Source organism: Myxococcus hansupus, from assembly GCF_000280925.3.
In the GTDB taxonomy this organism is placed as follows: Bacteria; Myxococcota; Myxococcia; order Myxococcales; family Myxococcaceae; genus Myxococcus; species Myxococcus hansupus.
Genome location: NZ_CP012109.1, coordinates 525,413 through 547,882, shown reverse-complemented (window position 1 = coordinate 547,882; position 22,470 = coordinate 525,413). Strand labels below are relative to the sequence as shown.

At 70.4% G+C, this 22,470-nt stretch carries 18 protein-coding genes; 7 read left to right on the top strand and 11 right to left on the bottom strand.

Going from position 1 to position 22,470, the window contains the following annotated elements; all coding sequences use genetic code 11:
• Nucleotides 1-11: 11 nt before the first annotated feature.
• On the top strand, nt 12-2,504 hold the full coding sequence (locus A176_RS02255) for a protein kinase domain-containing protein (RefSeq protein ID WP_044889771.1): 2,493 nt from the start codon (nt 12-14) through the stop codon (nt 2,502-2,504).
• A gap of 9 nt (nt 2,505-2,513) precedes the next feature.
• Here A176_RS02255 and A176_RS02250 read toward each other — a convergent pair whose 3' ends face one another.
• The 4 genes from A176_RS02250 to A176_RS02240 form a co-directional block, all read right to left on the bottom strand.
• Nucleotides 2,514-2,795: a hypothetical protein gene (locus A176_RS02250; RefSeq protein ID WP_226994162.1), complete on the bottom strand. Its 282-nt coding sequence runs from the start codon at nt 2,793-2,795 to the stop codon at nt 2,514-2,516.
• Nucleotides 2,796-2,961: 166 nt separating this feature from the next.
• Nucleotides 2,962-3,798, bottom strand: a complete 837-nt coding sequence (locus A176_RS02245; RefSeq protein ID WP_044889772.1) for a CHAP domain-containing protein — start codon at nt 3,796-3,798, stop codon at nt 2,962-2,964.
• Nucleotides 3,799-3,839: 41 nt separating this feature from the next.
• Nucleotides 3,840-4,082 carry a hypothetical protein gene (locus A176_RS39565; RefSeq protein ID WP_226994161.1) on the bottom strand — a complete coding sequence of 81 codons (243 nt, stop codon included), beginning with the start codon at nt 4,080-4,082 and terminating at the stop codon, nt 3,840-3,842.
• A complete protein-coding gene (locus tag A176_RS02240) occupies nt 4,019-9,385 on the bottom strand; it encodes a hypothetical protein (RefSeq protein WP_226994160.1) in 5,367 nt (1,788 codons plus the stop codon). The genes A176_RS39565 and A176_RS02240 overlap by 64 nt, the downstream gene beginning before the upstream one ends.
• Nucleotides 9,386-9,596: 211 nt before the next feature.
• On the opposite strand from A176_RS02240, the gene A176_RS02235 reads away from it, so the two are divergent.
• Both A176_RS02235 and A176_RS02230 read left to right on the top strand, forming a co-directional pair.
• Nucleotides 9,597-10,103: a GNAT family N-acetyltransferase gene (locus tag A176_RS02235; protein WP_002637002.1), complete on the top strand. Its 507-nt coding sequence runs from the start codon at nt 9,597-9,599 to the stop codon at nt 10,101-10,103.
• A 201-nt stretch (nt 10,104-10,304) separates the two neighbouring features.
• The gene (locus A176_RS02230; protein WP_002637003.1) at nt 10,305-10,988 is read left to right on the top strand and encodes an endonuclease III domain-containing protein; all 684 of its coding nucleotides are present in this window, start codon (nt 10,305-10,307) and stop codon (nt 10,986-10,988) included.
• Between the two features lie 2 nt (nt 10,989-10,990).
• On the opposite strand, the gene A176_RS02225 is transcribed toward A176_RS02230, so the two are convergent.
• Nucleotides 10,991-12,265, bottom strand: a complete 1,275-nt coding sequence (locus A176_RS02225) for a phospholipase D-like domain-containing protein (RefSeq protein ID WP_002637004.1) — start codon at nt 12,263-12,265, stop codon at nt 10,991-10,993.
• A gap of 140 nt (nt 12,266-12,405) precedes the next feature.
• Here A176_RS02225 and A176_RS02220 point away from each other — a divergent pair, with 140 nt between their 5' ends.
• The gene (locus tag A176_RS02220) at nt 12,406-14,739 is read left to right on the top strand and encodes an acyl-CoA dehydrogenase family protein (RefSeq protein ID WP_002637005.1); all 2,334 of its coding nucleotides are present in this window, start codon (nt 12,406-12,408) and stop codon (nt 14,737-14,739) included.
• A gap of 64 nt (nt 14,740-14,803) precedes the next feature.
• Complete coding sequence (locus A176_RS02215; protein ID WP_044889854.1) at nt 14,804-15,316, top strand: ester cyclase; 513 nt, start codon at nt 14,804-14,806, stop codon at nt 15,314-15,316.
• Nucleotides 15,317-15,319: 3 nt separating this feature from the next.
• On the opposite strand, the gene A176_RS02210 is transcribed toward A176_RS02215, so the two are convergent.
• The gene (locus tag A176_RS02210) at nt 15,320-15,943 is read right to left on the bottom strand and encodes a hypothetical protein (RefSeq protein WP_002637007.1); all 624 of its coding nucleotides are present in this window, start codon (nt 15,941-15,943) and stop codon (nt 15,320-15,322) included.
• A 150-nt stretch (nt 15,944-16,093) separates the two neighbouring features.
• Here A176_RS02210 and A176_RS02205 point away from each other — a divergent pair, with 150 nt between their 5' ends.
• Nucleotides 16,094-17,530, top strand: a complete 1,437-nt coding sequence (locus A176_RS02205) for a M48 family metalloprotease (protein WP_044889855.1) — start codon at nt 16,094-16,096, stop codon at nt 17,528-17,530.
• Nucleotides 17,531-17,570: 40 nt separating this feature from the next.
• Here A176_RS02205 and A176_RS02200 read toward each other — a convergent pair whose 3' ends face one another.
• Nucleotides 17,571-18,278 carry a hypothetical protein gene (locus A176_RS02200; protein ID WP_226994159.1) on the bottom strand — a complete coding sequence of 236 codons (708 nt, stop codon included), beginning with the start codon at nt 18,276-18,278 and terminating at the stop codon, nt 17,571-17,573.
• A 268-nt stretch (nt 18,279-18,546) separates the two neighbouring features.
• On the opposite strand from A176_RS02200, the gene A176_RS02195 reads away from it, so the two are divergent.
• On the top strand, nt 18,547-19,002 hold the full coding sequence (locus A176_RS02195) for a DUF3293 domain-containing protein (protein ID WP_002637010.1): 456 nt from the start codon (nt 18,547-18,549) through the stop codon (nt 19,000-19,002).
• Between the two features lie 90 nt (nt 19,003-19,092).
• Here the strand turns inward: A176_RS02195 and A176_RS02190 are convergent, their stop codons facing one another.
• The 4 genes from A176_RS02190 to A176_RS02175 all read right to left on the bottom strand — a co-directional run bounded on the left by A176_RS02190 (nt 19,093) and on the right by A176_RS02175 (nt 22,233).
• A complete protein-coding gene (locus A176_RS02190; RefSeq protein WP_002637011.1) occupies nt 19,093-19,515 on the bottom strand; it encodes a hypothetical protein in 423 nt (140 codons plus the stop codon).
• A 146-nt stretch (nt 19,516-19,661) separates the two neighbouring features.
• Nucleotides 19,662-20,273: an ATP-dependent Clp endopeptidase proteolytic subunit ClpP gene (clpP, locus tag A176_RS02185; RefSeq protein WP_002637012.1), complete on the bottom strand. Its 612-nt coding sequence runs from the start codon at nt 20,271-20,273 to the stop codon at nt 19,662-19,664.
• A 106-nt stretch (nt 20,274-20,379) separates the two neighbouring features.
• Nucleotides 20,380-21,780 (bottom strand): class II fumarate hydratase, encoded by a 1,401-nt coding sequence (gene fumC / locus A176_RS02180; protein ID WP_002637013.1) that lies wholly within the window; start codon nt 21,778-21,780, stop codon nt 20,380-20,382.
• Nucleotides 21,781-21,879: 99 nt separating this feature from the next.
• Nucleotides 21,880-22,233, bottom strand: a complete 354-nt coding sequence (locus tag A176_RS02175) for a PspC domain-containing protein (RefSeq protein WP_002637014.1) — start codon at nt 22,231-22,233, stop codon at nt 21,880-21,882.
• Nucleotides 22,234-22,470: the final 237 nt, after the last annotated feature.

Here is a 22,470-nt window from a genome sequence, read left to right as displayed (position 1 = left end):
ATGCGCCCCGCGTGTTGGCTCCTGACTCCCTCGTCCTCGACGGTCGCTTCCGGGTTCTCCGTCCGCTGGGCTCAGGCGGTATGGGAGAGGTCTACCTGGGCGAACAGGTCTCCCTGGGCCGCAAGGTGGCCATCAAGGTCCTGCACCACGACCTCCACGCCCAGGCCGGCATGGCGGAGCGGTTCAAGCGCGAGGCCCGCCTCCTCTCCGCCGTGGAGCACCCCGCAGTGGTGCGCATCGTCGACTTCGGCGAGTCCGGCGACCACGCGTGCCTCGTCATGGAGTTCGTCGAGGGTGAGAGCCTGTACGACGTCCTCACCCCCGGCCCCATGCCCCCGGGCCGCGGGCTGCCGCTGCTCCAGCAGTTGGCGGAGGGCCTGGCCGCCATCCACGACAAGGGCATCATCCACCGCGACCTGAAGCCGGAGAACGTCTTCATCTCCAAGAGCCCCCGGGGCGAGCAGGCCCGGCTCCTGGACTTCGGCATCGCCCGGCTGGTGGAGCCAGACGCCTCCAGCAACGTCAGCCAGGTGGGCGTGGTGCTGGGGACCCCCGAGTACCTGTCACCGGAACAGGCCGTGGGCGCCAAGGTGGACACGCGCAGCGACCTGTACTCCTTCGGCGTGCTGACCTACCGCGTGCTGTCCGGGCGGCTGCCCTTCGACGGCCCCCTGCCGCGGCACTTCCTGTCGCAGCACGCCTCCGCCGCGCCGCTCCCGCTGGACCGCGCCGCCCCCACGCTGTCGCGCTACGTGGGGCTGCTGTCGCTGGTGATGCGCTTGTTGGAGAAGGACCCCAGCAAGCGCCCCCAGAGCGCGCACGAGCTGGCGGACGCGCTCGCCGCCGCGCACTCGGCCCTCTCCGCCTTCACCCCCGGCCTGGGCACGCCCACCTATGTCCCGCCGCCGGGCAGTGGCGCCACGCCCTCCTCCGGCACCTCCGTCTTCGGCATGGGGAGCGTGACGGGAGGCACCCCGGGCCCGACGGGCACGGCGGCCTTCGCGGGGAACGCCCCGGCGCCCCAGCCGAGCAGTGGCACGGCCGCGTTCGGCGCGGCCTCCAGCAACGCGCCTTCGAACTCCATGCCCCTGGCCGCCGCGCTGCGGACGGGGACCGCGTCCTTCGGGCTGAAGGTCTCCGGCAGCATGGCCGCCGTGACGGGTAGCGGCGCGCCGGTGGTGAAGCCGCAGAACCTCACGGTGATGCTCACCGACATCCAGGGGTTCACCGAGCGCACCAGCCGCCAGACGCACGAAGAGAACGCGCGGATGCTGGAGACGCACGACCGGCTGCTGATGCCCCTGGTGAAGGAGCACGACGGCCGGCTCGTCCAGAAGCGCGGTGACGCGTTGCTGGTGGTGTTCCGCTCCCCCACCGCGGGCGTGCTGTGTGGCATGGCCATGCAGGACCGCCTGTGGCGCCACAACCAGACGGTGCCCGAGGTGGACCGCCTCAACGTGCGCGTCTGTCTGCACGCGGGCGAGGTGCTCGCCACCACCGACACGGTGATGGGCGAGCCCATGGAAGTCGTCGAGACGGTGGAGCACGTCGCCAGCGCCGGCGAGGTCACCTTCACCGAAGCGGTGAACCTGGCGCGCAACCGCGCCGAGGTCGTCGCCGAGCCCTGCGGCACCATCACCCTGCCCGGCCGCGAGGAGCAGCTCCAGCTCTACCGCTGCCAGCGCGCCTCGGAGGGGCCGCCCTTCGGCGATCGCTTCGCCTCGCAGGGTGGCCGGGGGAACGCACTCGCGCCCCTCCTGGCGCGGCTCAAGGCCGTGAAGCTCCCCGAAGGCGGCGCCGCGCTCCTGCGCACCCGCAAGCGCGAAGCCATGATGGTCGCCGGCGCGGTGGTGTTGCTGGTGGGTGGCGCCGCGTGGCTGGGCCAGCGGAGCAACCCCGGCACCCAGGCCTTCGCCATGCTCCAGGACGGCAAGCTGGACGAAGCCCTGGCGCTGCTGGACGGCGCGACCGCCGAGGAGAAGGAGCTGCCCTCCGTGCGCCGCGCGCGCGTGGCCGCGCACCACCTCAAGGGCCACCACATCAGCGAGCGGTCCGCCCTCAACAACCTGAAGGACGACGAAATCGCGGACGTAGAGGAGCTGATTCTCGACGGGCTCGCGGAGGACTACGGCAAGGAGCAGCTCAACGTCCTGGAGAAGGCCATGGCGCGGCTCCCGAAGGAGCGCGTGCGCGCCCGCTACGAGGACCTGGCCGAGGAGCCCCACTCGCCGCGCCAGTGGGGCGCGCTGCGCTACCTGGAGTTCGCCAAGGCCGCGGACGGCGTGAATCTGGTCCGCGCCTACAGCGAGGCCCTCAACACCCAGGATTGCGGCATCCGAACCCTGGCCGCCAACCGGCTCGCGGGGCTGGGCGACGCGGACGCCATCACCGCCTTGGAGCGCGTCACCAAGCTGCCCAAGGAGAAGGGCGTGTTCGGGGGCAAGGACTGCGGCCACGAGGCCGCGGCCCTCGCCATCAAGTCGCTCAAGAAGAAGCGCGACTGACGCAGCCTCTCAGTCGTCGCGCCGCGCGTGGCCCTTCTTCTTGCCGCGCCCCTTGTGACGGTCGTCATCCCAGTCATCCCGGCGCGCCTTCACCTTCTCGTCCACCCGGAGGAGGCTGCGCGAGTACGCGTCGAAGTCGAGGTGCAGGTGCCCCTTCGCGTTGCGCGTGGACGCGTGGAACTTCACCCGCCACACGTCACGCCCCTTCCGGTCGGCGTCCTTCAGGCGGCACTCGTAGCCACGCGCGCGGCACTGGCTGAAGCCCAGGTTCACCGCTTCTCTGTGAGACATGGCCGTGGGACGTGGCTGCTGCCTCGGCGGGGGATTGCGCGAGTGCACGACACAACCAGGAGCCAGCAGCAGACAGCCAATAAAAAGGGCGAGTCGCATGCCACCCATGACGCATCACCGTGGCACATCTTCAAAGCCACGCAGGGTGCGAGCTGGCGTTGGAAAGTTACAGCTTCTCCGGCGAGGCGAAGGCCGCGAACAACTCTCCCGCGAGATAGGCACGCGAGCCCTTCGCCGCGGGACGAATGAAGTCGTTCACCACGGGCCCGCCCTGCTCCAGTTGGTGCCGCGCGGGGAAGGACAGGTTCAGGCGGCCACGCGCCACGCCCCTGCCACCCCGGTGGATGAAGGTGACGGTGCCGTGTGAGTCCACGCCCTCCACCACACCAATGTGCGTCATCCCATCATTGCGGCGGCCATCGCGGTTGCGGTCGTACGTCTCGCGGAAGAACACGAGGTCTCCCGGACGCGGCGGCTGGTGATGGACGGAGCCCACCTCCACCGCGCGGCGGAAGATGGCGGAGACGGCGTTCTCTCCCGACAGGAAACCATGCGCCACCAGGTCGATGCCCGCGGAGCGGTACGCCAGGCGCACGAAGCCAGAGCAGTCATCCGGCACCGCGCGACTGACCTTGCGCAGGGTCCGCATGCCCACGAGCTGCACCGAGCGCTGGACGATGGAGCTCGCCATCTGCGACGGCGTGAGCAGCACGTCCCAGAACCGGCCGGACGTGCTCGCGGGGCCCGTCACCTGCTCGGCGGCGCGCAGCGTGGCTTCGATGACGCCCGCCGTCACCCACTGGGGCTCCACCGGAACAGGCGCCCCGAATTCCACCGCCGTCACCGGCACCGTGTCGACGCGGGCCGCGGGCGCGGTCACCACCACGGCCTCCGCGCTCCCGCTGGGCTCCGGGGCGCGCGTCTTCACGGTGGCGCACCCCACGAGCGCGCAGAGGGGCATGGCGGACAGCAGTCGAAGGCGGAGCGGCATGAGGGGCCGCATTCAAAACCACCTCTTGGGCCGTCCGCCAAGAACTGTCGGTATCAGCCCTCCCAGGTCGCGAGCAGCTCGCGCACCCGTGAATACCTCTGGAGCAAGGTGGCGCGGTGAGCACTGAGCATCACCATGGAACCAATGACGATGAGTCCCAGGATGAACAGCGACGCCGCGGCGATGCGGTGGTCTCTCATGCCGAAGCGCACGAGGTTGGCGGCGATGCACGTCACCAGGAAGCCGGTGCCCAGGTACACGTAGGAGCGGATGCGCAGCCCGATGCCGAACGCCACGCCCACCACACACAAGAAGACACACAGCAGCATGGCGCTGCCATCGCTGAACATGAGCGGCTTCCACGCCCCCGCCACGTAGATGACCGTGACGGCCAACGCACGCAGCCGCGCGTAGGTGTATGCATCGAGGGAACCTCGGAACACGCGCAGCAGCGCGAGCAACGAGAGCCCCGCGGGGATGATGTAGAACTGCGCCTCCCCTCGCCGGTCCACTGCCACACCAGCACCAGCGCCACGTTGAACGCCACCACGGACACCAGCGACGCCAGCGTGCGGCGCGCCGGATGTGAGGCCAGCGCGGCGAAGTGCGCGGCATGCCCCACCAGCAGCGCCGCCGCGTCCAGCGGGTCGCGCCAGGGCGCGGAGAGCAGACCGGCCAGCGGGAAGAGATAGGCGCCCAGCACGGCGGGGCCGCGGAAGCACGCCAGGGTGCTGCCTTCGCGCTGCACGAAGAAGTAGAGCCCCGTGAACAGCGCGCCGCCCACCAGGGCCGCCAGACTGTCCCCCGCCACCGGCGTCGCCCCCATCCCCAACATCCGGACGGAGAGGTACCCCAGCGCGAGCACGCCCTGGGCCAGATAGGCGGACGAGGCCTCCTTCTCCACGGCCGCGCGGCGCACCAGCGCGATGAGCAGCACGCCCAACGACACGCTCGAAACGAGCCCTTCCCGCAGCGCGCCCAGGGACGCATCCACGAACGCCAGGCCCGTCACCACCTCGAGGAGCGCCACCACCGTGAAGCCGAAGCCCACGGCCTGGCGCTGCGCCTTCCCCGCCACGAAGAGCGCGAGCGCGGCCAGCAGCGCGCTGCCCGCGCCGAAATACGGCAGGAGGAACGCCGCGCCCCGGCCGCTGGAGAACACCACCCCCAGGTGAATCAGCAACCCGTGGACGGCGACGAGCGAGGCCAACCACCCCAGGAGCTCCCGCTCCCGGCGCCGGTACACCACCGCCCACGTCGCCCCCAACGCGAAGAGGAGGGACAGCGGCATTCCCGCGTGCCCCAGCTCCCGAATGGCCGTGAGCGACAACAGCGACAAGACCCAGCCACCGTGGTGCAGTGAGGCGCCCACGCGGACCTCCCGCGTGTCCAGCCACATGCCCAGGAGGCAGAGGGCCAGCCCGACGCCACCGAGAATCGCGGGCAACCACAGCGGGTCCACGGCCGCGACGAGCGACACCCCCAACAACCCGGTGGCCACGTTGGCCATCCACCGCTCGCGCGCCACCATCAGCAGACAGGACGTCGCCACGGCGACCAGCGTCACCGGCAGCGACAGCGTCCCCGCCCACGACGTCAGCACCCGCTGCACCAACAGCGCGCCAAGTGCACCCGCGCCGCCCACCCACAGCGGCTCGCTCCAGGAGTCCTCGAGCGGCGGCAACACCTTCGCGAAGGCCCGGGTAAGCCCGCGCTGGATGGCGCCCACCTGACACACGGCGGCCAGGGCCGCGGCCCCCAGTGCCACGACGAAGCTCGACAGCCCGTCCCCGTCCCGACGGAAGAGGAGGTCCTCCAGGCCCGCCGCGCCCATGGGCGCCAGCGCCAGCGCCCAGACCGCGGGGGCGAGCAGCCACCGGTTCGACAGCAGGAACGCGGAGAGCGCCAGCACGCCAGCCAACACGCCCAGGTTCGCGGGGGTGGGAGCCTCCACGGTGGGCAGCACCGCCATGGCCAGCGCCGTGCCGACACAAGCAAGCCGCAGGGCCGCGTCCCGCCCGCTGCGGAAGAAGGCCCACACGCGCTCCGGCCAGTGACTCTCCGCGATGGCCAAAGCGAGCAACAAGCCCATGGCGGTGGACCGAGCCACCGGGAACGGCAGCAGCGCCAGCGCGGCGCCACACACCCGGATGAAAGGAAGCGGCCCCGGCATCAGCGCCACGGACGCGGCCAACACGTACAGCGGCGTGCGGTACTCCGCCGAGCCGAGTGCCGGGATGTCCATGACCACCATCGCCACGGCGAGCCACCCCTGCACCCACAACGACAACGCGTTGCGGGGCGCCTCCTCCCGCGAGCGCAGCAGCAGGGAGGCCACGACGGGGACGTGTGCCACGGCGCGCACCAGCACCAGGGCCAGCACGGGCAGCGCCTGGACCCACCCGGGCAGCTCGCCCCCCACCACGACGATGCTCACGAAGGAATAGGGCACGGCGAGCGAGGCGAAGAACGGCTGCCGCGTGGCGCGCGTCCAGAGCAGGGGCAGCGTGCCCGTTCCCGCGAGCAGCAGCGGCAGCGGCGCGTCATCCCACTTCACCACCACCATGCCGAGCACCCCGGCGGCGCACAGCGACGCGGCCAGCGCGAAGCGCGCACCGCCCGCGCAGACACGCGACACCCAGGGGACCTCCTCGAGCACCGCCAGGAGGCTCAGCACCGCCGCGAGTCCCAACAGGCCCACGCCGCCCCAGGCCGACAGCGCGAAGACGGCATAGAACGCGGCCATCACGACGCTCAAGGTCGCGGGCAAGGCGCGGGCGGTGAGGAGCGCCGCGAACGCCGCGCCCAGGAAGACCCGCGACTGCAGCGACGAGTCCGCGCCAATCAGGGCCGTCAGCGGGAAGACCAGCGCGATGAGCCCCGCCACCACGGTGCTGACGCTCCGGCCCCACCTCGCGGAGATCACGGACGCCCCCAGCGCCCAGCCGCAGAACAGCGTCACCGACAAGCCCGGTGACATCCATCCGCCCCACGGCGAATAGATGCCCGAGATGTCCTGAATCAAGGCCAGGGACGCGATGCCCACGGCCATGGGGCGCACCCACGGAAGCACCCGCGACGCCACGGCCACCGCCCCGGCGGCGACGAGGATGACGACGCCCAACCCCGGCACCTGGGCCAGCATGCCCCAGGGCACCGCGAGCAGCGCGTAGAACACCGCGGGCAGGCCCACCCACCGCACCAGCCCACCCCGCAGGCTCAGCAGCGCCAGGCCAAGCGCCGTGACGGCGAGCGCGGGCGCCACCGACTTCGAGGCCACCTCTCCCGCCAGCGACGGCACCACGGCCGCGGCGAGCACAGCCGCCATGGCCACGAGCACGGGGCTCTGGAACGACCAGGCGGTCAGCACGGCCGCCGCCGCGCACAAGGCGATGCCTGTCACGGCCGTGAAGCCGCTCCCCATCGCCAGGCCCATGAGGAAGCCTACCAGGGACATCACGCCCACGATGACGCCCAGCAACTGCCGCGTCCTCGCCGTGCACACCAGCGCCACCGCGGCGAGCACCAGCGCCATCGCCCCCGCCGCGACCGAGCCACGGGAGGCCCCCAGGACCGCGAGCGCCTGGAAGGGCAGGAACAAGCACAGCCCCGCCCCGACGACCGTCAGGAAGAAGCGCTCCACCAGCAGGCCCAACGTCAGGCACAGCACGGCCAGCGCCAGGGCACTCCAGAAGGCAGGCCGGGCGTCGGGGCCGGTGATGCTCAGGAAGATGAAGAGCACGCTCGCCCCGGCGGTGGCCCGCAGCAGCACCTCCGCCAGCGCCGAGTCCCTGGGGTTTCCGGCGCGCTCGCCCCGCCACAGCCGCGACACCGCGAACACCGCGCCCGCGAAGATGAAGGGCAGCGCGGACAGCGCGCCGAACTGCAAGGGGAGCGGCTCCGTGACGGCGTAGCCGAACCGGTCCCTCACCACGTTCAGCCAGCGGAGCGCCAGCCCGGGGAAGAGCTGGGAAAACGAAGCGTAGGCGAAGTACAGCGCCGCGTAGGCGGCGTAGGCCCAACGGACGCGCGCCAGCCCCCCGCGCGCCAGCGACACCAAGGTCCAGGCCATCACCGCCGCGGTGACGAAGAAGGTCGGCGGCGGTGACAGCGACGCCGCGATGAGGCACGCGGCCTGGAGGGACACCGCGCCAATGGACAGCCCGTCCGCGCCACGTTCGGAGTCCAACGTCCGGAAGCGCAGCGCGGTGGCCAGCAGGAACGCACAGAACGGGGCATACGCTCCGACGGAGACCTCGACCTCCGCGCCCGCGAGCGCGACGTGCAACCGCGCGAAGTAGAGGAACAGCAGGTAGAGCGGCGCGGCGATGACGAAGGCGAGCGACGTGTCCTCACGCGGCGTGGGCGCGGGACGCGAGGCCATCAGGAAGTAGAGCGCGCATGGCAGGACGTCGAGCCACAGCGCATGGTCTCCCAACCGCGCGGCGAGCGGCGCCAGCCCCATCATCCAGGTGCTGGCCACGAGCGCCAACTGGATGAAGGGCCGCGACGGTGCGTCGATGGCCTCCAGCGGCTTGCGCGCCAGGAAGGCCGCCACACCGGACCAGACCACCAACGCGGGAACGAGCAACCCCGTGCCCACGCCCCCCAATTGAAACAAATCCCCCAGCCCCAGGGGCCCCAGCGCGATGCCCGCGAGCGGCGCGACCGCGGCGCCAATGAGCCCCAGGATGTGACCGGGCTTGCGCAACGCCTCGCGCCTCGCGAGGAACGCGCCCCAGACGGCGAAGCCCGCGGAGTATCCCGCCGTCATCCCGAACACGGTGAGCGAGCGGACGCTGGACGACATCCCCGCCCAGCTCTCGAAGACGAAGTAGAGGGTGCCCGAGAGGATGAGGAAGGCACCGACGAACCACATGATGCTTTCGTAGAGGAACGGCCTCCACACGCGGTTCCAGGTGGACGTCTCTTCGACGAGGCGCGCGGTGAGGCTGCGCGGCTGCGGCGGCTCCGCGTAGGGCTCGGCCGGATTCGGAGGCAGCGGGAGGAACGTTTCGTGGCGCTCGGCGCCGGTCTCCTCGGTCCGCGGCTCCGCCGCCCGAGCCGTGGCTTCCGCTGGCATCTCGGGGGTGGGCTCGAAGCCGTGGAACGGACCTTCGTCCCTTACGGACTCGGCCTCTGCGTTTTGCGCGGTGGCCTCGGAGGGGACCGACGGGGGCTCGGCATGAGCGGCGGTGGCGGTCGGGGCCTCTGCTTCCAACGCCGTGGCCATGACCGCGCTCGCGGCGGCCTCGACCGCCGCGGCGACAGCCGGCTCGGGTGGCGTGACCTGCTCCGCGTGCGTCGCCGTGACGTCGTCCAGCGCTGGAGCGGGCACGTGCTCCGCGCCGTCCTGGGGCAGCTCCGTCAGCACCGCCAGGAGGATGCGCGCCTGCCGCTCGTAGCGCTCGAGGATGAAGCGCCGGGCATTCAGCGGGACGTCGGAAAGCTCCCAGCGCGGCAACTCACCCAACAGGAAGTGGACGTGGGCGAGCTCGGCTTCCACCACGGCGCGTGAGCGCTCCGCCATCCGCGAACCGCAGAGCGCACAAAAGACATCCTTGCCACGCCGCTCTTCACGGCAGTCAGGGCAATACATGCATCCCCCTCGTTACAACGAACATGCCACCCCTCCCGGTCCCAAGTACAGACACGGCCCCTCCGCCAGGGATGCACACATGGCCACGGGGAGCCTCCGTGCCGTGGCACACGTGTGCATCCGGCTGCACAACCCGGACATACGGGAAACACACAGGCCGTCCGGGCTCCGGCCGCTGGTCCTCCTCCCCCTCATGTGAAACGTTGCGCCCATGAGCACGGAAGCGCTGACGCTGCGACACATGGGCCCCCAGGATGACGCCGCGGTGGCGGACATCATCCGGACGGTGATGCCGGAGTTCGGCGCGGACGGCCCGGGGTTCGCCATCCACGACCCCGAGGTGTCCGCGATGACCGCCGCCTACGCCCGGCCCCGGCATGCCTATTTCGTCGTGGAGCGCTCGGGCCGTGTCATCGGCGGCGCTGGCATCGCCCCGCTGGAAGGCGGAGACCCCAACGTCTGTGAGCTGCGGAAGATGTACTTCCTCCCCGAGGCCCGAGGACTCGGCCTGGGCGAGCGCCTGCTGCGGCACTGCTTGGAGTTCGCGCGCGAAGCGGGCTTCCGGACCTGCTACCTCGAAACGCTGGCGGGGATGACCCAGGCGCAGAAGCTCTACCGCCGCATGGGCTTCGAGCCGCTCGACGCGCCCCTGGGCAACACCGGGCACTTCGGCTGCGACCACTGGTACACCCGGGACTTGTCCCTGCCGCTCACCTGACGCGGACGGCGCCCTGCCCTGTCAGCAACCGAGGGGGCAGGCCTGGACCCCGCCTCGCCCGCGTCACCACCCTTGGAGGGAACTGGTGACGGAGAGGCTCGAACAGGCATGGCGCGAAAAAGTCCGTCCGCCCCCAGCCGCCGGGCGCCCAGGAGCGAGAGCCCGAGAACGACGCGCGCGCCCTCCGCACCGGGCCACGTCGTGGAACCGCCACCCCGTCCGGACAAGCGCCCCTTCGACATCGACGAAGTGCTCGGCCGTGTCCGCGAGGCGGTGCGCCATTTCCCGGACGCCGCGATGTTCGCGCTCGCCGCCCGAGGCCATGACAGCCTCTTCGAGCAGCTCGTCGCCTGCATCCTCTCCATCCGAACGCGTGACGAGGTGAGCCTGCCCGTCTCGCTCGCCCTGCTCCAACGAGCCTCCACGCCTCAGGCGCTCGCGAGCTTGACGCCCGAAGCCATCGACGCCCTCATCCAGCCCGTCACCTTCCATGAAGCCAAGGCCTGGCAGCTTCACGCCATCGCCGTGCGCACGCGCGACGCGTTCGGCGGAACGCTGCCGTGTGATGCCCAGGTCCTCCAGTCGTTCAAGGGCGTGGGCCCCAAATGCGCGCACCTGGCGCTGGGCATCGCCTGCGGACATGAAGCCATCAGCGTGGACATCCACGTCCACCGCGTGACGAACCGCTGGGGCTACGTCCAAGCCCGCACGCCCGAGGCCACGATGGAGGCGCTGGAGGCCCAGCTCCCTCGCGCCTGGTGGGTGGAGCTGAACCGACTGCTGGTGCCCTTCGGCAAGCACATCTGCACGGGCACGCGGCCGAAGTGCTCCACGTGTCCCGTGCTGGACGCCTGTCGTCAGGTGGGCGTGAAGGACGCGCGCTGACGCTACCGGTCCTGCCCCACGAGCTGCGTCGCCCTGCGGGCCAGCCGCCGCCACGGGTTGGTCCGGCCGCCATTCTCCAGCGTGATTTCCTTCGAGTGCCGCAGGTCCTTGGCCCAGCACCGCGCCAGCTTGCGGACGAAGGACGCGTCATGAATGACGAGCGAGCCCTCCTTCAACTTGTTGAGCGACAGCGAGTCCATGTTGGTGGAGCCCACCACCGACAGCCAGTCGTCCACGAGCAGCGTCTTCGAATGCATCATCGACGGCTGGTACTCCCAGATGCGCACGCCCGCGGCGAGCAACCGCTCGTAGGTCGAACGCTGGGAGGCCCGCATGATGGGCACGTCATGGCAGGGACCGGGTCCCAGGATGCGAATCTCCACGCCCTGGCGACACTTCTCCTCCAACTGCTCCAGAATCGCGTTGGGCGGTGAGAAGTACGCGTTGGCAATCCAGATGCGCTCGCGCGCGGCGCCAATCACGACGCGAATCATGCGCTCCGCGTCGGTGAGGCCCAGCTTGCCCGCACTGTCGATGAAGCCCGCGGCGCAGGGCCCTGATTCCTCCGGTTCAGGAAAGGCGCTGGGGGGAATCAACCCGCCGCCCGACTCCTGCCAGTGCCGGGAGAACGAGAGCTGCATGCGGCGAACCTCGGGCCCTTCGACGCGCAGGTGCGTGTCGCGCCACTCATCCGGCTTCATGCCGTCGCCTTCCCACACCTTCCAGATGCCGAAGCCGCCCGTGTAGCCAATGCGCCCGTCGACAATCACCAGCTTCTGATGGCTGCGGCCCAACAGGCGCCCCAGCACCTTGCCCGCGAGGAGCCGGTAGTAGTGGACCTCCACACCCGCGTCCGTGAGCACCCGCTCCACCTTCTGGTCGAAGTCCCGGTTGCCGCGAATCTCCTCGCTGCCCACCGGGTCCACCACCACGCGGCACGCCACGCCCGCCCGCGCGCGCTCGACCAACGCCTCCACGACGCGGTCCGACAGCTCACAGGGCCGCCAGATGTAGACGAGGACGTGGACGCTGCTGCGCGCGGCGCGGATGTCCGCCAGCATGCGTTCGAAGACGGCGCTGTTCTCCAGCAACTCCAGCGAGTGTCCGGGCACCAGCCCCACCCCGGTGGATTGGTACAACGCGAAGGAGAAGGCATCCGGGCCCGGGGGCAACAGGAAGGGTCCTTGCATCTCATGGCGCGCGCGCTCGACGCCGCCGGAGAAGCCCAAGGCACCGGGCTTGGGAATCAGGTCCTCCAGCTCCTGCATTTCGTCCATACGGGCAAGCTAGGGATGCCCCCCTCCCCATGGAACGGCGCGCCCGGCCGCCTGCCCGTGGAAGACACACGCTTCTCGTTGCCGCGCGGCGCCATGCTGGCCACACTGCGCCCGTCCTCTCACTTCCAGGAGCGCCAACCATGGTGGATGACACCCGCCCGACAGCCCACGAGCTGCTGTCCCTTCCTCGCCTCGCGCCGCTCGTCCCCATGCTGTACGTGGCCTGGACGGACGGGGAGCTCACGCCAGAGGAGATTCGCGCCATGGGCACCGCCGCCCGCGCGCAGCCCTGGCTCGATTTGCGCTCCAACACCGTGCTGGCCCGCTGGCTGGACCCCCTGGTCCCTCCCACCCCCGCCGAGCTGGCCCAGGTGCGCGAGCACATCCGCCGCACCGCGGAGCGCCTGTCCCATAGCGGACAGAAGAACCTCGCGGAGCTGGGCGCGCAGCTCGCCCAGGTGGGCAACGGCGACGAGGGCCTCCCCGCGCCCATGCCGGAGCTGACGCGCGCGCTGAACGAGCTGGAAGAGTCCCTGGGCGTCTCCGGCAGTGAGGCGGTGCGCTCGCTCGTCCCCGCGGCCTCGCCCAGCCGCGTCGAGCCGCGCGCGCCCACGTCCTTCGACCCGGAGGCCCTGCGCCAGGTGCTGGACCGCACGTACCCGGAGACGCGCGCCCAGGTGCGCAAGTGGCTGGCCGACCCGGCCTTCCGCTACACGGACACGCGCGACACCACGAAGTACCGGGACCAGGTGCTGACGTGGCTCAAGGCGCTGGCCGACCAGGGCCTGGGGCGCATCGCCTTCCCCAAGGACAACGAGACGCGCTCGGACCTGGGGCCCTTCCTCACCGCGTTCGAGACGATGGCCTATTTCGACCTGAGCCTGGTCATCAAGGCCGGTGTCCACTTCGGTCTCTTCGGCGCGAGCATCCTCTTCCTGGGCACGGAGAAGCACCACCAGAAGTACCTGCCCCAGGTGGCCTCGCTGGAGCTGCCGGGTTGCTTCGCCATGAGCGAGCTGGGCCACGGCTCCAACGTGCGCGACGTGGAGACGGTGGCGCGCTACGACGTGGAGACGGGTGAGTTCGTGGTGCACACGCCCACGGAGACGGCGCGCAAGGAGTGGATTGGCAACGCCGCCCGGCATGGGCGCATCGCCACCGTGTTCGCCCAGTTGGAGGTCGGCGGACGCTCACTGGGCGTCCACGCGCTGCTGGTGCCGCTGCGCGACGAGGCCGGCCGCGTGCTGCCCGGGGTTCGCATCGAGGACTGCGGTGAGAAGCTGGGCCTCAACGGCGTGGACAACGGCCGCATCTGGTTCCAGCACGTCCGCGTGCCCCGGGAGAACCTGCTGGACCGCTTCGGCCAGGTGACCGAGCAGGGCGAGTACACCAGCTCCATCACCGGCGACTCCAAGCGCTTCTTCACCATGTTGGGCACGCTGGTGGCGGGCCGGGTGAGCGTGGCCGGCGCGGGGCTGAGCGCGGCCAAGAGCGGGCTCACCATCGCCGTGCGCTACGGCGACTTGCGGCGCCAGTTCGGCCCCGCGGGCGACAAGGAGTTCCGCCTGCTGGACCACCAGGCGCACCAGCGGCGCCTGCTCAAGCCCCTGGCGAAGACGTACGCCATGGACTTCGCGCTCGAGTACCTCGTGGAGCGCTACGTGAATCGCTCCGAGGAGGACGCGCGCGAGGTGGAGTCGCTCGCCGCCGGACTCAAGGCGTACAGCACGTGGCACACCACCGCCGTCCTCCAGGAGGCGCGCGAGGCGTGCGGCGGCCAGGGCTACCTGGAGGCGAACCGGCTGGCGGCGCTGAAGGCGGACACGGACGTGTTCACCACCTTCGAGGGCGACAACACGGTGCTGATGCAGTTGGTCGCCAAGGGCCTGCTCACGGGCTACCGGCAGCGCTTCGAGGACGACCGCGTCTTCGCCGTGCTGCGGATTCTGGCGGACCGGGCCACCAGCGTGGTGGACCGCAACCCCTTCGCCGCGCGACGCACCGACAGCGACCACCTGCGCGACAACGACTACCACCTGCGCGCGCTGCGCTTCCGCGAGGAGGAGCTGCTGGCCACCGTGTCCAAGCGCATCCGCAAGCGGCTGGGCGCGGGCGTGGAGGCCTTCGAGGCCTTCAACCAGGTCCAGGTCCACATGCTGGAGCTGGCCCACGCGCACGTGGAGCGGCTGGCGCTGGAGCAGTTCCTCAAGGGCGTGGCCCAGGTGAAGGACCCGGGCCTCAAGACGGTGCTGGGCCGCCTGTGCGACCTCTACGGCCTGTCCTGCCTGGAGGCCGCCAGTGGCTGGTTCCAGGAGCACGGGTGGCTGGAGGGCGCCAAGGCGAAGGCCATCCGCAAGGAGGTGACGCGGCTGTGCGCCGAGCTCCGCCCGGACGCCGTGGCGCTGGTGGACGCGTTTGGGATTCCGGACACCTGCCTCGCCGCGCCCATCGGTCTGGGCCACCTGTCGCCATGAGGTGAACGTTTCCAGGCAGGCGGGACTGCCCGCCTGCCTGCCCCATGTGCAGCTTCTGGGGGCCATGACACGACACGTGACATTTCTGATGTGTGCCCTCGGGTGGCTCGCGGGCTGCGCGACGATGTCTCCCGTGGAGCGCGCCGCGGCCCTGGAGGCCCAGAACAAGCAGCGGGTGCAGCAGCTCACCGAGGAGCTCTACAACCTGCGCAAGCTGGAGCGCATCCCGGAGTACATCGCCGAGGACTTCGTGGACCGCTCCCACGGCGCCCCTGGCGGCGTGGTGGGACCGGCCGCCCTGCGTCAGCAGGCCGAGGCCAGCTTCCAGAGCTTCCCCGAGCTGAAGTTCGACATCCTCCACCTGGTGGCGGACGGCGACCTGGTGCTGGTGCACTGGAAGGCCACCGGGCCGGACCCGAAGCACCTGGACCCGACCGGCGAGCCCCAGACGCTCCAGCTCCGGGGCCACTCCCTGTACCGCCTGCGCGACGGCAAGGTGGTGGAGTCGTGGGACATCTCCGACCGCCTCTCGCCGCTGCTCCAGCGCGGCTACAAGGTGGTGCCGCCCACGCTGTAGCCGCTACCCGCCCGGCGCGCGAAACACCTCGCCGTCCTGGCCCTCCACGAACAGGCTGGCGTCATCCGACGGCGAGACGCGGAGCGCCACGCGGGGCAGCCCCTTGCGATCTCTGAGCACCAGGCCGGGCGAGCCATGCTCGTCCGCGCCCAGGATGGCCCGGGGCCGACCATCCGCGTCCGACAGCTCCAGCCGGGACGAGCCGTCCACCTGGAGGCCCACGGCGAACAGCTCCCCGCCGCCCGGCTTGGACAACGTCAGCCGCGGCGCTTCATCCGAGTACACCATCAACTCCGCCAGGGACTGGCCGTCCGCGGTGGAGAAGCGAAGCCGGGGCGCGCCATCCTCGCCCACGCCGAGCAGCGCCCGGGGCCGGCCCTGGCCATCCCGCAGCACCAGGCCCGCGTTGCCCTGCGCATCCGTGTCCAGCGTGGCCCGCGTCTGGCCGCGCGCGTCCGTCAGCACCAGGCGCGACGTCACCAGTGTGCCAGTGGACACATCTTCTCCCGGGAGCGCCGCCGTCCCCAGGCCGAGGCCCGCGAGCGCGAGCGCCGCGAAGGTGAGTCCCTGCCAGAGCCGGCAACGGCGCTCCAGCCGCGCCATCCGTGTTTCGAGCGAGTCGTCCATTCGAGAGCCTCCTGCTCCAGGGCACAAGCTAACGGATGTGGCGCCGCGGTGCGCGCTGGACTGTCCACCAGTGACGCAACCCCCACACCGGCCGTGGTCGCTCCGCTGCTCGCGCCCTACCTGGGCATGCAGTCCCTTCAGGAAGGCCCCATGACCTCACGCCTCAGGCTGCTGCCACTGCTGGCCCTGCTCTCCGTGACGACCTGCGTGCGAAACCCCGCGACGGGCAAACGCATGCTGTCGCTCGTGTCCCAGAACGACGAAATCGCCCTGGGCAAACAGAGCGCGGAGGAGGTCCGCGGGTCCATTGGCCTCATCCAGGAACCCAAGGTCCAGGACTACGTCGCCCGGGTGGGCCTGCCCATGGCCAAGGCGTCCGAGCGGCCCGAGCTGCCGTGGACCGTGCAGGCCGTGGACGACCCGGTGGTGAACGCCTTCGCCCTCCCCGGCGGCCCCGTGTTCGTCACGCGCGGCCTGCTCACGGCGCTCAACTCCGAGGCGGAGCTGGCCTCCGTGCTGGGACATGAGGTCGCCCACATCACCGCGCGCCACTCCGTGGAGCAGATTTCCCAGGCGCAGCTCGCGCAGGCCGGCCTCCTGCTGGGCAGCGTGCTGAGCGAGGACGTGGCCCGCTTCGGGGGCCTGGCCGCCGCGGGACTCCAGCTCTTGTTCCTCAAGTACGGCCGCGACGACGAGCGCCAGGCGGACGAGCTGGGCTTCAAGTACATGTTGAACGCGGGCTACGACGTGCGTGCCGCGGCGAACGTCTTCGCCACGCTGGACCGCGTGGGCAAGGCCGCGGGCGGCCAGAGCCTCCCCGCGTGGCTGTCCACCCACCCCGACCCGGGTGACCGCGTGAAGACCGCGCAGGAGCGTGCCGCGAACGCCCACGTGGACTTCAACAAGCTCAAGGACGGGCGCGAGGAGTACCTCGCCATGCTCCAGGGCATGGCCTACGGCAACGACCCGCGGCAGGGCTTCTTCCGGGGCAATGTCTTCATGCACCCGGGACTGCGCTTCCAGCTCACCTTCCCGCAGGGATGGAAGACGGCGAACCAGCCCCAGCAGGTGGCGGGCGTCAGCCCCCAGGAGGATGCCATCGTCGGCCTGGTGCCCACCGGGAACATCGCGCCGCAAGAGGCGATGCAGCGCTTCATGGCACAGGAAGGCATCCAGCCCGCCAATGCCGCGCCCGCTGGCTTTCCTCCGGGCGCCGCGTTCTTCCAGGCGCAGACGGAGCAAGGCGTCATCGCGGGCGTCACCGCCTTCGTGAGCCAGGGCGGCACCACGCTCCAGCTCCTGGGCTACACCGGGGCGCAGCAGCTCCCCGCGTACGAGGAGGCCTTCCGCGCCACCTTCTCCAGCTTCGGTGCGCTGACGGACGCCTCCGCGCTGGCCGTCCAGCCCGCGCGCATCGAGCTGGCGAAAATCGCCTCGCCCATGACGCTGCAGCAGTTCAACGAGCAGAACCCATCCACCATCTCCGTGGAGGAGCTGTCCATCATCAACGGCGTACAGCCCGGGGACACCCTGCCCGCGGGCCGCACGGTGAAGCGCGTGACGGGTGGGGTGAAATCCACGCCCTGAGCCGGGCTCCGGCGGGGGACACCGGAGCCCGAGGTTCCACTCAGTAGTCGATGTCGCTGCTGCCGCGCTCGGGCGTGCTCTCGCCGTCGTCCGCGCGTCCCTGCCGGCGGTCCGTCTCCTCCACGTAGTCGGAGGGGATGGCGTCGGTGTTGCGACGGATGGGGCGGCCCGCGCCGAACAGGAAGCCCAGCTTGAACTGCGCGAAGCCGCCGTTGAAGCCCGCGATGGCCTCCGAGTCACTGTTGGTGGCGCTCGCATGTCCCACGACGGGGAACGAGAGGCCGACCTCCGGCATCAGGCGGAAGCCCTCGGTGACGCGCAGCGCGTAACCCACCGAGGCACCCACGCTGAGGATGTTGAGCGCGGCGCCGTCGTTGCCCACGTTGCCGGCGATGCGCGTCCACATCACGCGAGGCCCCAGCACCAGCTCCGAGCCGCCCTTCGTCTTGAAGCCCACCAGCAGCGGCGCGGAGACGTTCAGGTAGCTCGTCGAGGCCGACTCACCCTCCGAGTTCGTCCCCGAGCCGATGGAGGCGCCCGAGATGGACGGGGCCAGCGAGATGGCCTTCACGGGGTCACCAGGCTCGGTCAGCAGGAACTTCGTCTGAAGTTCCGCCAGCGAGGAGCCCACGCGGACGCCCAGGTCGACACGCTCCGCCACGCCATAGCGAAGCGCCATGTCGAAGTGCGGGACATAGCCACCCGCCGTGGGGTTGTTGTCGTCCCCGCCCAGAACCGCTGCACCCATGACGCCCGGCTCGATTCCGAATTGGAACCGGCCCGCGCCCAACGTGTCCGCCGTCTGGACATGGCTCACCGACGCGCAGCCCGTCCCAAGAATACCCATCAACGCAGATACAACAGTAACAGAGCGACGAAACATGTTCCCCTCCAAAGCCTTTCATTCCGTTCTGGAACGTGGCGAAGGGCATGGACGTCGAACGGAATCGAACATTCACATTGGATTATCCGAAACTCGATTTTCCGGTGCGGGCGGGCGGCGCATCATGCGGGGTATGAGCCCCCACGAACGCGAGCGATTGACGGCGGCCTACACGGCGACGCGCTACGTCATCCGGCCCCACCCCAGCACGGGTGGCGTCGAGCAAATCCTGCGAGCCGGCGCCCTGCACCCGGCCCTGGACGCAACGCTTGCGGCCCGCGGCCACCGGGAGTGGGCCTTCCTGACGGCGTGGAACCCCGGCTCCCAGTGGCGGAGCGCCGAGGAGAACCGCCGCGAACAGGAGCGGCTCATCGCGCAGCTCGTCGCGGGGGGATGGGCAGTCGCCTCCGCCCTGGGCGAGGCGGATGACGGAAGCTGGTGCGAACAGAGCCTCTTCGTCCCGGGCCTGCCCCGCGAGGAGGCCGCACGCTTCGGACGCGCCTACGGACAGGTCGCCGTCCTCGTGGGACGCACGGGAGGACAGGCCGAGCTGATGTTCTGCGAGGAGGCGCACACGCCAGCGCCGTGACGCCTCACCCGCCCGTTCAAACGTTCCGGCGGGTCATTGGCGACCGGGAGCCCGTGCCCTGGGCACCCGCGCCGAAGGGCCCGCTCCCGCTCAGGGAATGGGGCCCCGAGGCTGACCCGCGGCCGGCACCGAGGAGCCGCTGCCGCCCACCGCGGAGTCACCCAGGTTCTCCGGGATGATGTCCAGCTCGCGGGCATTGATGACCCGGCGCGCCAGCTCGTCGAACTCGACCTCCAGGACGCGGCCAGGCTGGTCCGCGAGGCCGAAGCGGATGCGCCAGAAGTTGGGGCGAATCTCCACCGCCTCCCCGGCCTCCGCCAGCACAAGCGAGTTGTTGCGGGCGTATTCCTCGCCGGCCTGGACCGCGTCCCGCGAGCCCAGCTCCGCCTGCACGGCGGCCGAACTGGGTGGCACGGGGGGACGGCCGGTGGGGCCCGTCGCGCAGGCCACTGAGGCCAGGATGGCGCCGGACAAGAGGAACCGGGGGACGATGCGAAATCGAATCGGCGTCATATGCCCATGGTGAGCACGCCGCGTGCCACCTGCAGGCAAGAGCACCCCGAATGTTTTGTGCAGGACGTGCTTCCGGCGCGGCGCCCGGGTGGCACCACGCCAGGGAAGCACACCGCCCCGGGACGAGCCGGGGCGGCCAGGCTACGTCACTTCGCCGGAGCGGGCGTCGGGGTGATGACGCGCTGCTTCTCCACCACCTCGTCGATGAGGCCGTACTGCCGCGCGTCCTCGGCGCTCATGAAGTAGTCGCGCTCGGTGTCCTTCTCGATGCGCTCCACGGTGTGGCCGGTGTGCTTCACGATGAGGCCGTTGATGTAGCTGCGCAGCCGGAGGATTTCCTTGGCCTGGATGTCGATGTCCGTGGCCTGGCCCTGCGCGCCGCCCAGCGGCTGGTGAATCATGATGCGGCTGTTGGGCAGCGCGTAGCGCTTGCCCTTCGCCCCCGCCAGCAGCAGCAGCGCGCCCATGGACGCGGCCTGCCCCACGCAGATGGTGGACACCGGACACTTCACGTACTGCATGGTGTCGTAGATGGCGAGGCCCGCCGTGACGGAGCCGCCCGGCGAGTTGATGTAGAGGTTGATGCCCTTGTCCGGGTCTTCCGACTCCAGGAACAGGAGCTGGGCCACGATGATGTTGGCCACGTCGTCATTGACAGGCGTGCCCAGCATGATGATGCGGTCCTTGAGGAGCCGGCTGTACAAGTCGTACGCCCGCTCGCCGCGGTGCGTGGTCTCGATGACGAAGGGGACGTTCATGACGCCCCTACCCTAATCGCCCTTCCGCCGCCGCGCCCGTCCCTTCTTCCCGGAGCGTACGCTGCCCCACGCTTCGGGGCCCCGGCTCCCCTGGTCCCCAGGGGGCCTACCCCTTGTGGCCCGTCATGTCCTCCGGGCGGACCCACTGGTCGAACTGCTCGGGCGTGACGAGCCCCAGCGCCACGGCCGTCTCCTTGAGCGTGGTGCCGTCCTTGTAGGCCGTCTTCGCGATTTTCGCCGCGTTGTCGTAGCCGATGTGGGGGTTGAGCGCCGTCACCAGCATCAGGCTGCGCTCCAGGTTCTCCTGGATGCGGGCCCGGTTCGGCTCGATGCCCACCGCACAGTGCAGGCGGAAGCTGCGCATGCCGTCCGCCAGCAGCCGGCAGCTCTGGAGCAGGTTGTGGGCGATGAGCGGCTTGAAGACGTTGAGCTGGAAGTTGCCGGACGCGCCGCCCACGGTGACGGCCACGTCGTTGCCCATCACCTGGGCGCACAGCATGGTGAGCGCCTCGCTCTGGGTGGGGTTCACCTTGCCCGGCATGATGGAGCTGCCCGGCTCGTTCTCCGGGATGATGATTTCCGCCAGGCCCGAGCGCGGCCCGGAAGACAGCCAACGCACGTCATTGGCCACCTTGAAGAGCACCGCCGCCAGCCCCTTGAGCGCCCCGTGCGCCTGCACCAGCGCGTCGTTGGCGGCCAGCGCCTCGAACTTGTTGGGCGCGGTGACGAAGGGGTGGCCGGTGAGCTGGGCCAGCTCCTTCGCCACGCGCTCGGCGTAGCCCTTGGGCGCGTTGAGGCCCGTGCCCACCGCCGTGCCGCCCAACGCCAGCTCCAGGAGGTGCGGCAGGGTCCGCTCCAGGTGGGACTGCGCGTGATTCAACTGCGCCACGAAGCCGCCCAGCTCCTGCCCCAGCGTCAGGGGCGTGGCGTCCTGCAGGTGGGTGCGGCCCACCTTCACCACGTCCTGGAAGGCGCGAGACTTCTCCGCGAACACGTCGCGCAGGGACTTCAGCTCGGGCAGCACCTGCCCGGTGATGGCGGCCACGGCGGCCACGCTCATCGCGGTGGGGAAGACGTCGTTGGAGCTCTGCCCCTTGTTGACGTCGTCGTTGGGGTGGACCTTGCGCGCTTCACCGCGCTCGCCGCCCAGAAGCTCCGAGGCGCGGTTGGCGAGCACCTCGTTCGTGTTCATGTTCGACTGCGTCCCGCTGCCCGTCTGCCACACGCTCAGGGGGAACTCGTCATCGTGCTGGCCGGCCAGGACCTCGTCCGCGGCCCGGACGATGGCGCCACCCTTCTCCTTCGCCAGCGTGCCGTTCTCCACGTTCACCAGCGCGGCGGCCTTCTTCACCAGCACGAGCGCGCGGATGAGGGCCAGCGGCATGCGCTCGGTGGAGATGGCGAAGTTCTGGAGGCTGCGCTGCGTCTGCGCGCCCCACAGCCGGTCGGCGGGGACGTCGATGGGACCGAAGGTGTCTTTCTCGGTGCGAACGTTCTTCGTGCTCACGCGGGGGGCTCCTGGGAGTCTCGAGTCGAGCCCCTTCGATAACAAACCGGAGCCCCCGCGCGCGGCTCCGGCGTCATTTTCTTCGTTGGACGCTGAGCACTACACCCGGCGCTCGACGCGGGGCGAAGTCTCCGAGTTCCCCAGGCCGGACAGCCAGTTGTACGTGCGCCGCAGGGGCGCGGTGCCCGTCGCCGACGGCGGCGTGAAGGCCCACAGCAGCAGGTACACCATCAGCGCGGTGCCCCCGGACACCGCCAGCGCCACCACGAAGCCCACGCGGATGAGCGCCACGTCCAGGCCCGTCTCGCGCCCCAGCGCCGCGCACACCCCGGTCAACAGCCGCCCCTCCACGCCCCGGTGCAGCGGCTCCGTGCGCGCGCCACAGCTCGGGCACCTCCGGACCTCCAGGCTCACTTCCTCCGTGCAGGTGGCGCAGCGTCTCTTGGCGTCCATCACGTCTCCCTTCCGGGCCCATTCCCACTTGGCGGCCGCGGGCCTCATTCCTACCTACGCGCCTTGGCGCTCCCCATTGCATACGCCCTGGGGGCGATTTGTTGATTTACAGATTTAACAAGCCGCTTGTTGACAGAGTTACAGGCAAGCAGGCAAAGATCCTCGCCGCACTTCCTTTTTGCCCTCTCGGGACTCATTTTCCGAGCCGTTCCAGTAGATTTACAACGCGCCAAGCCA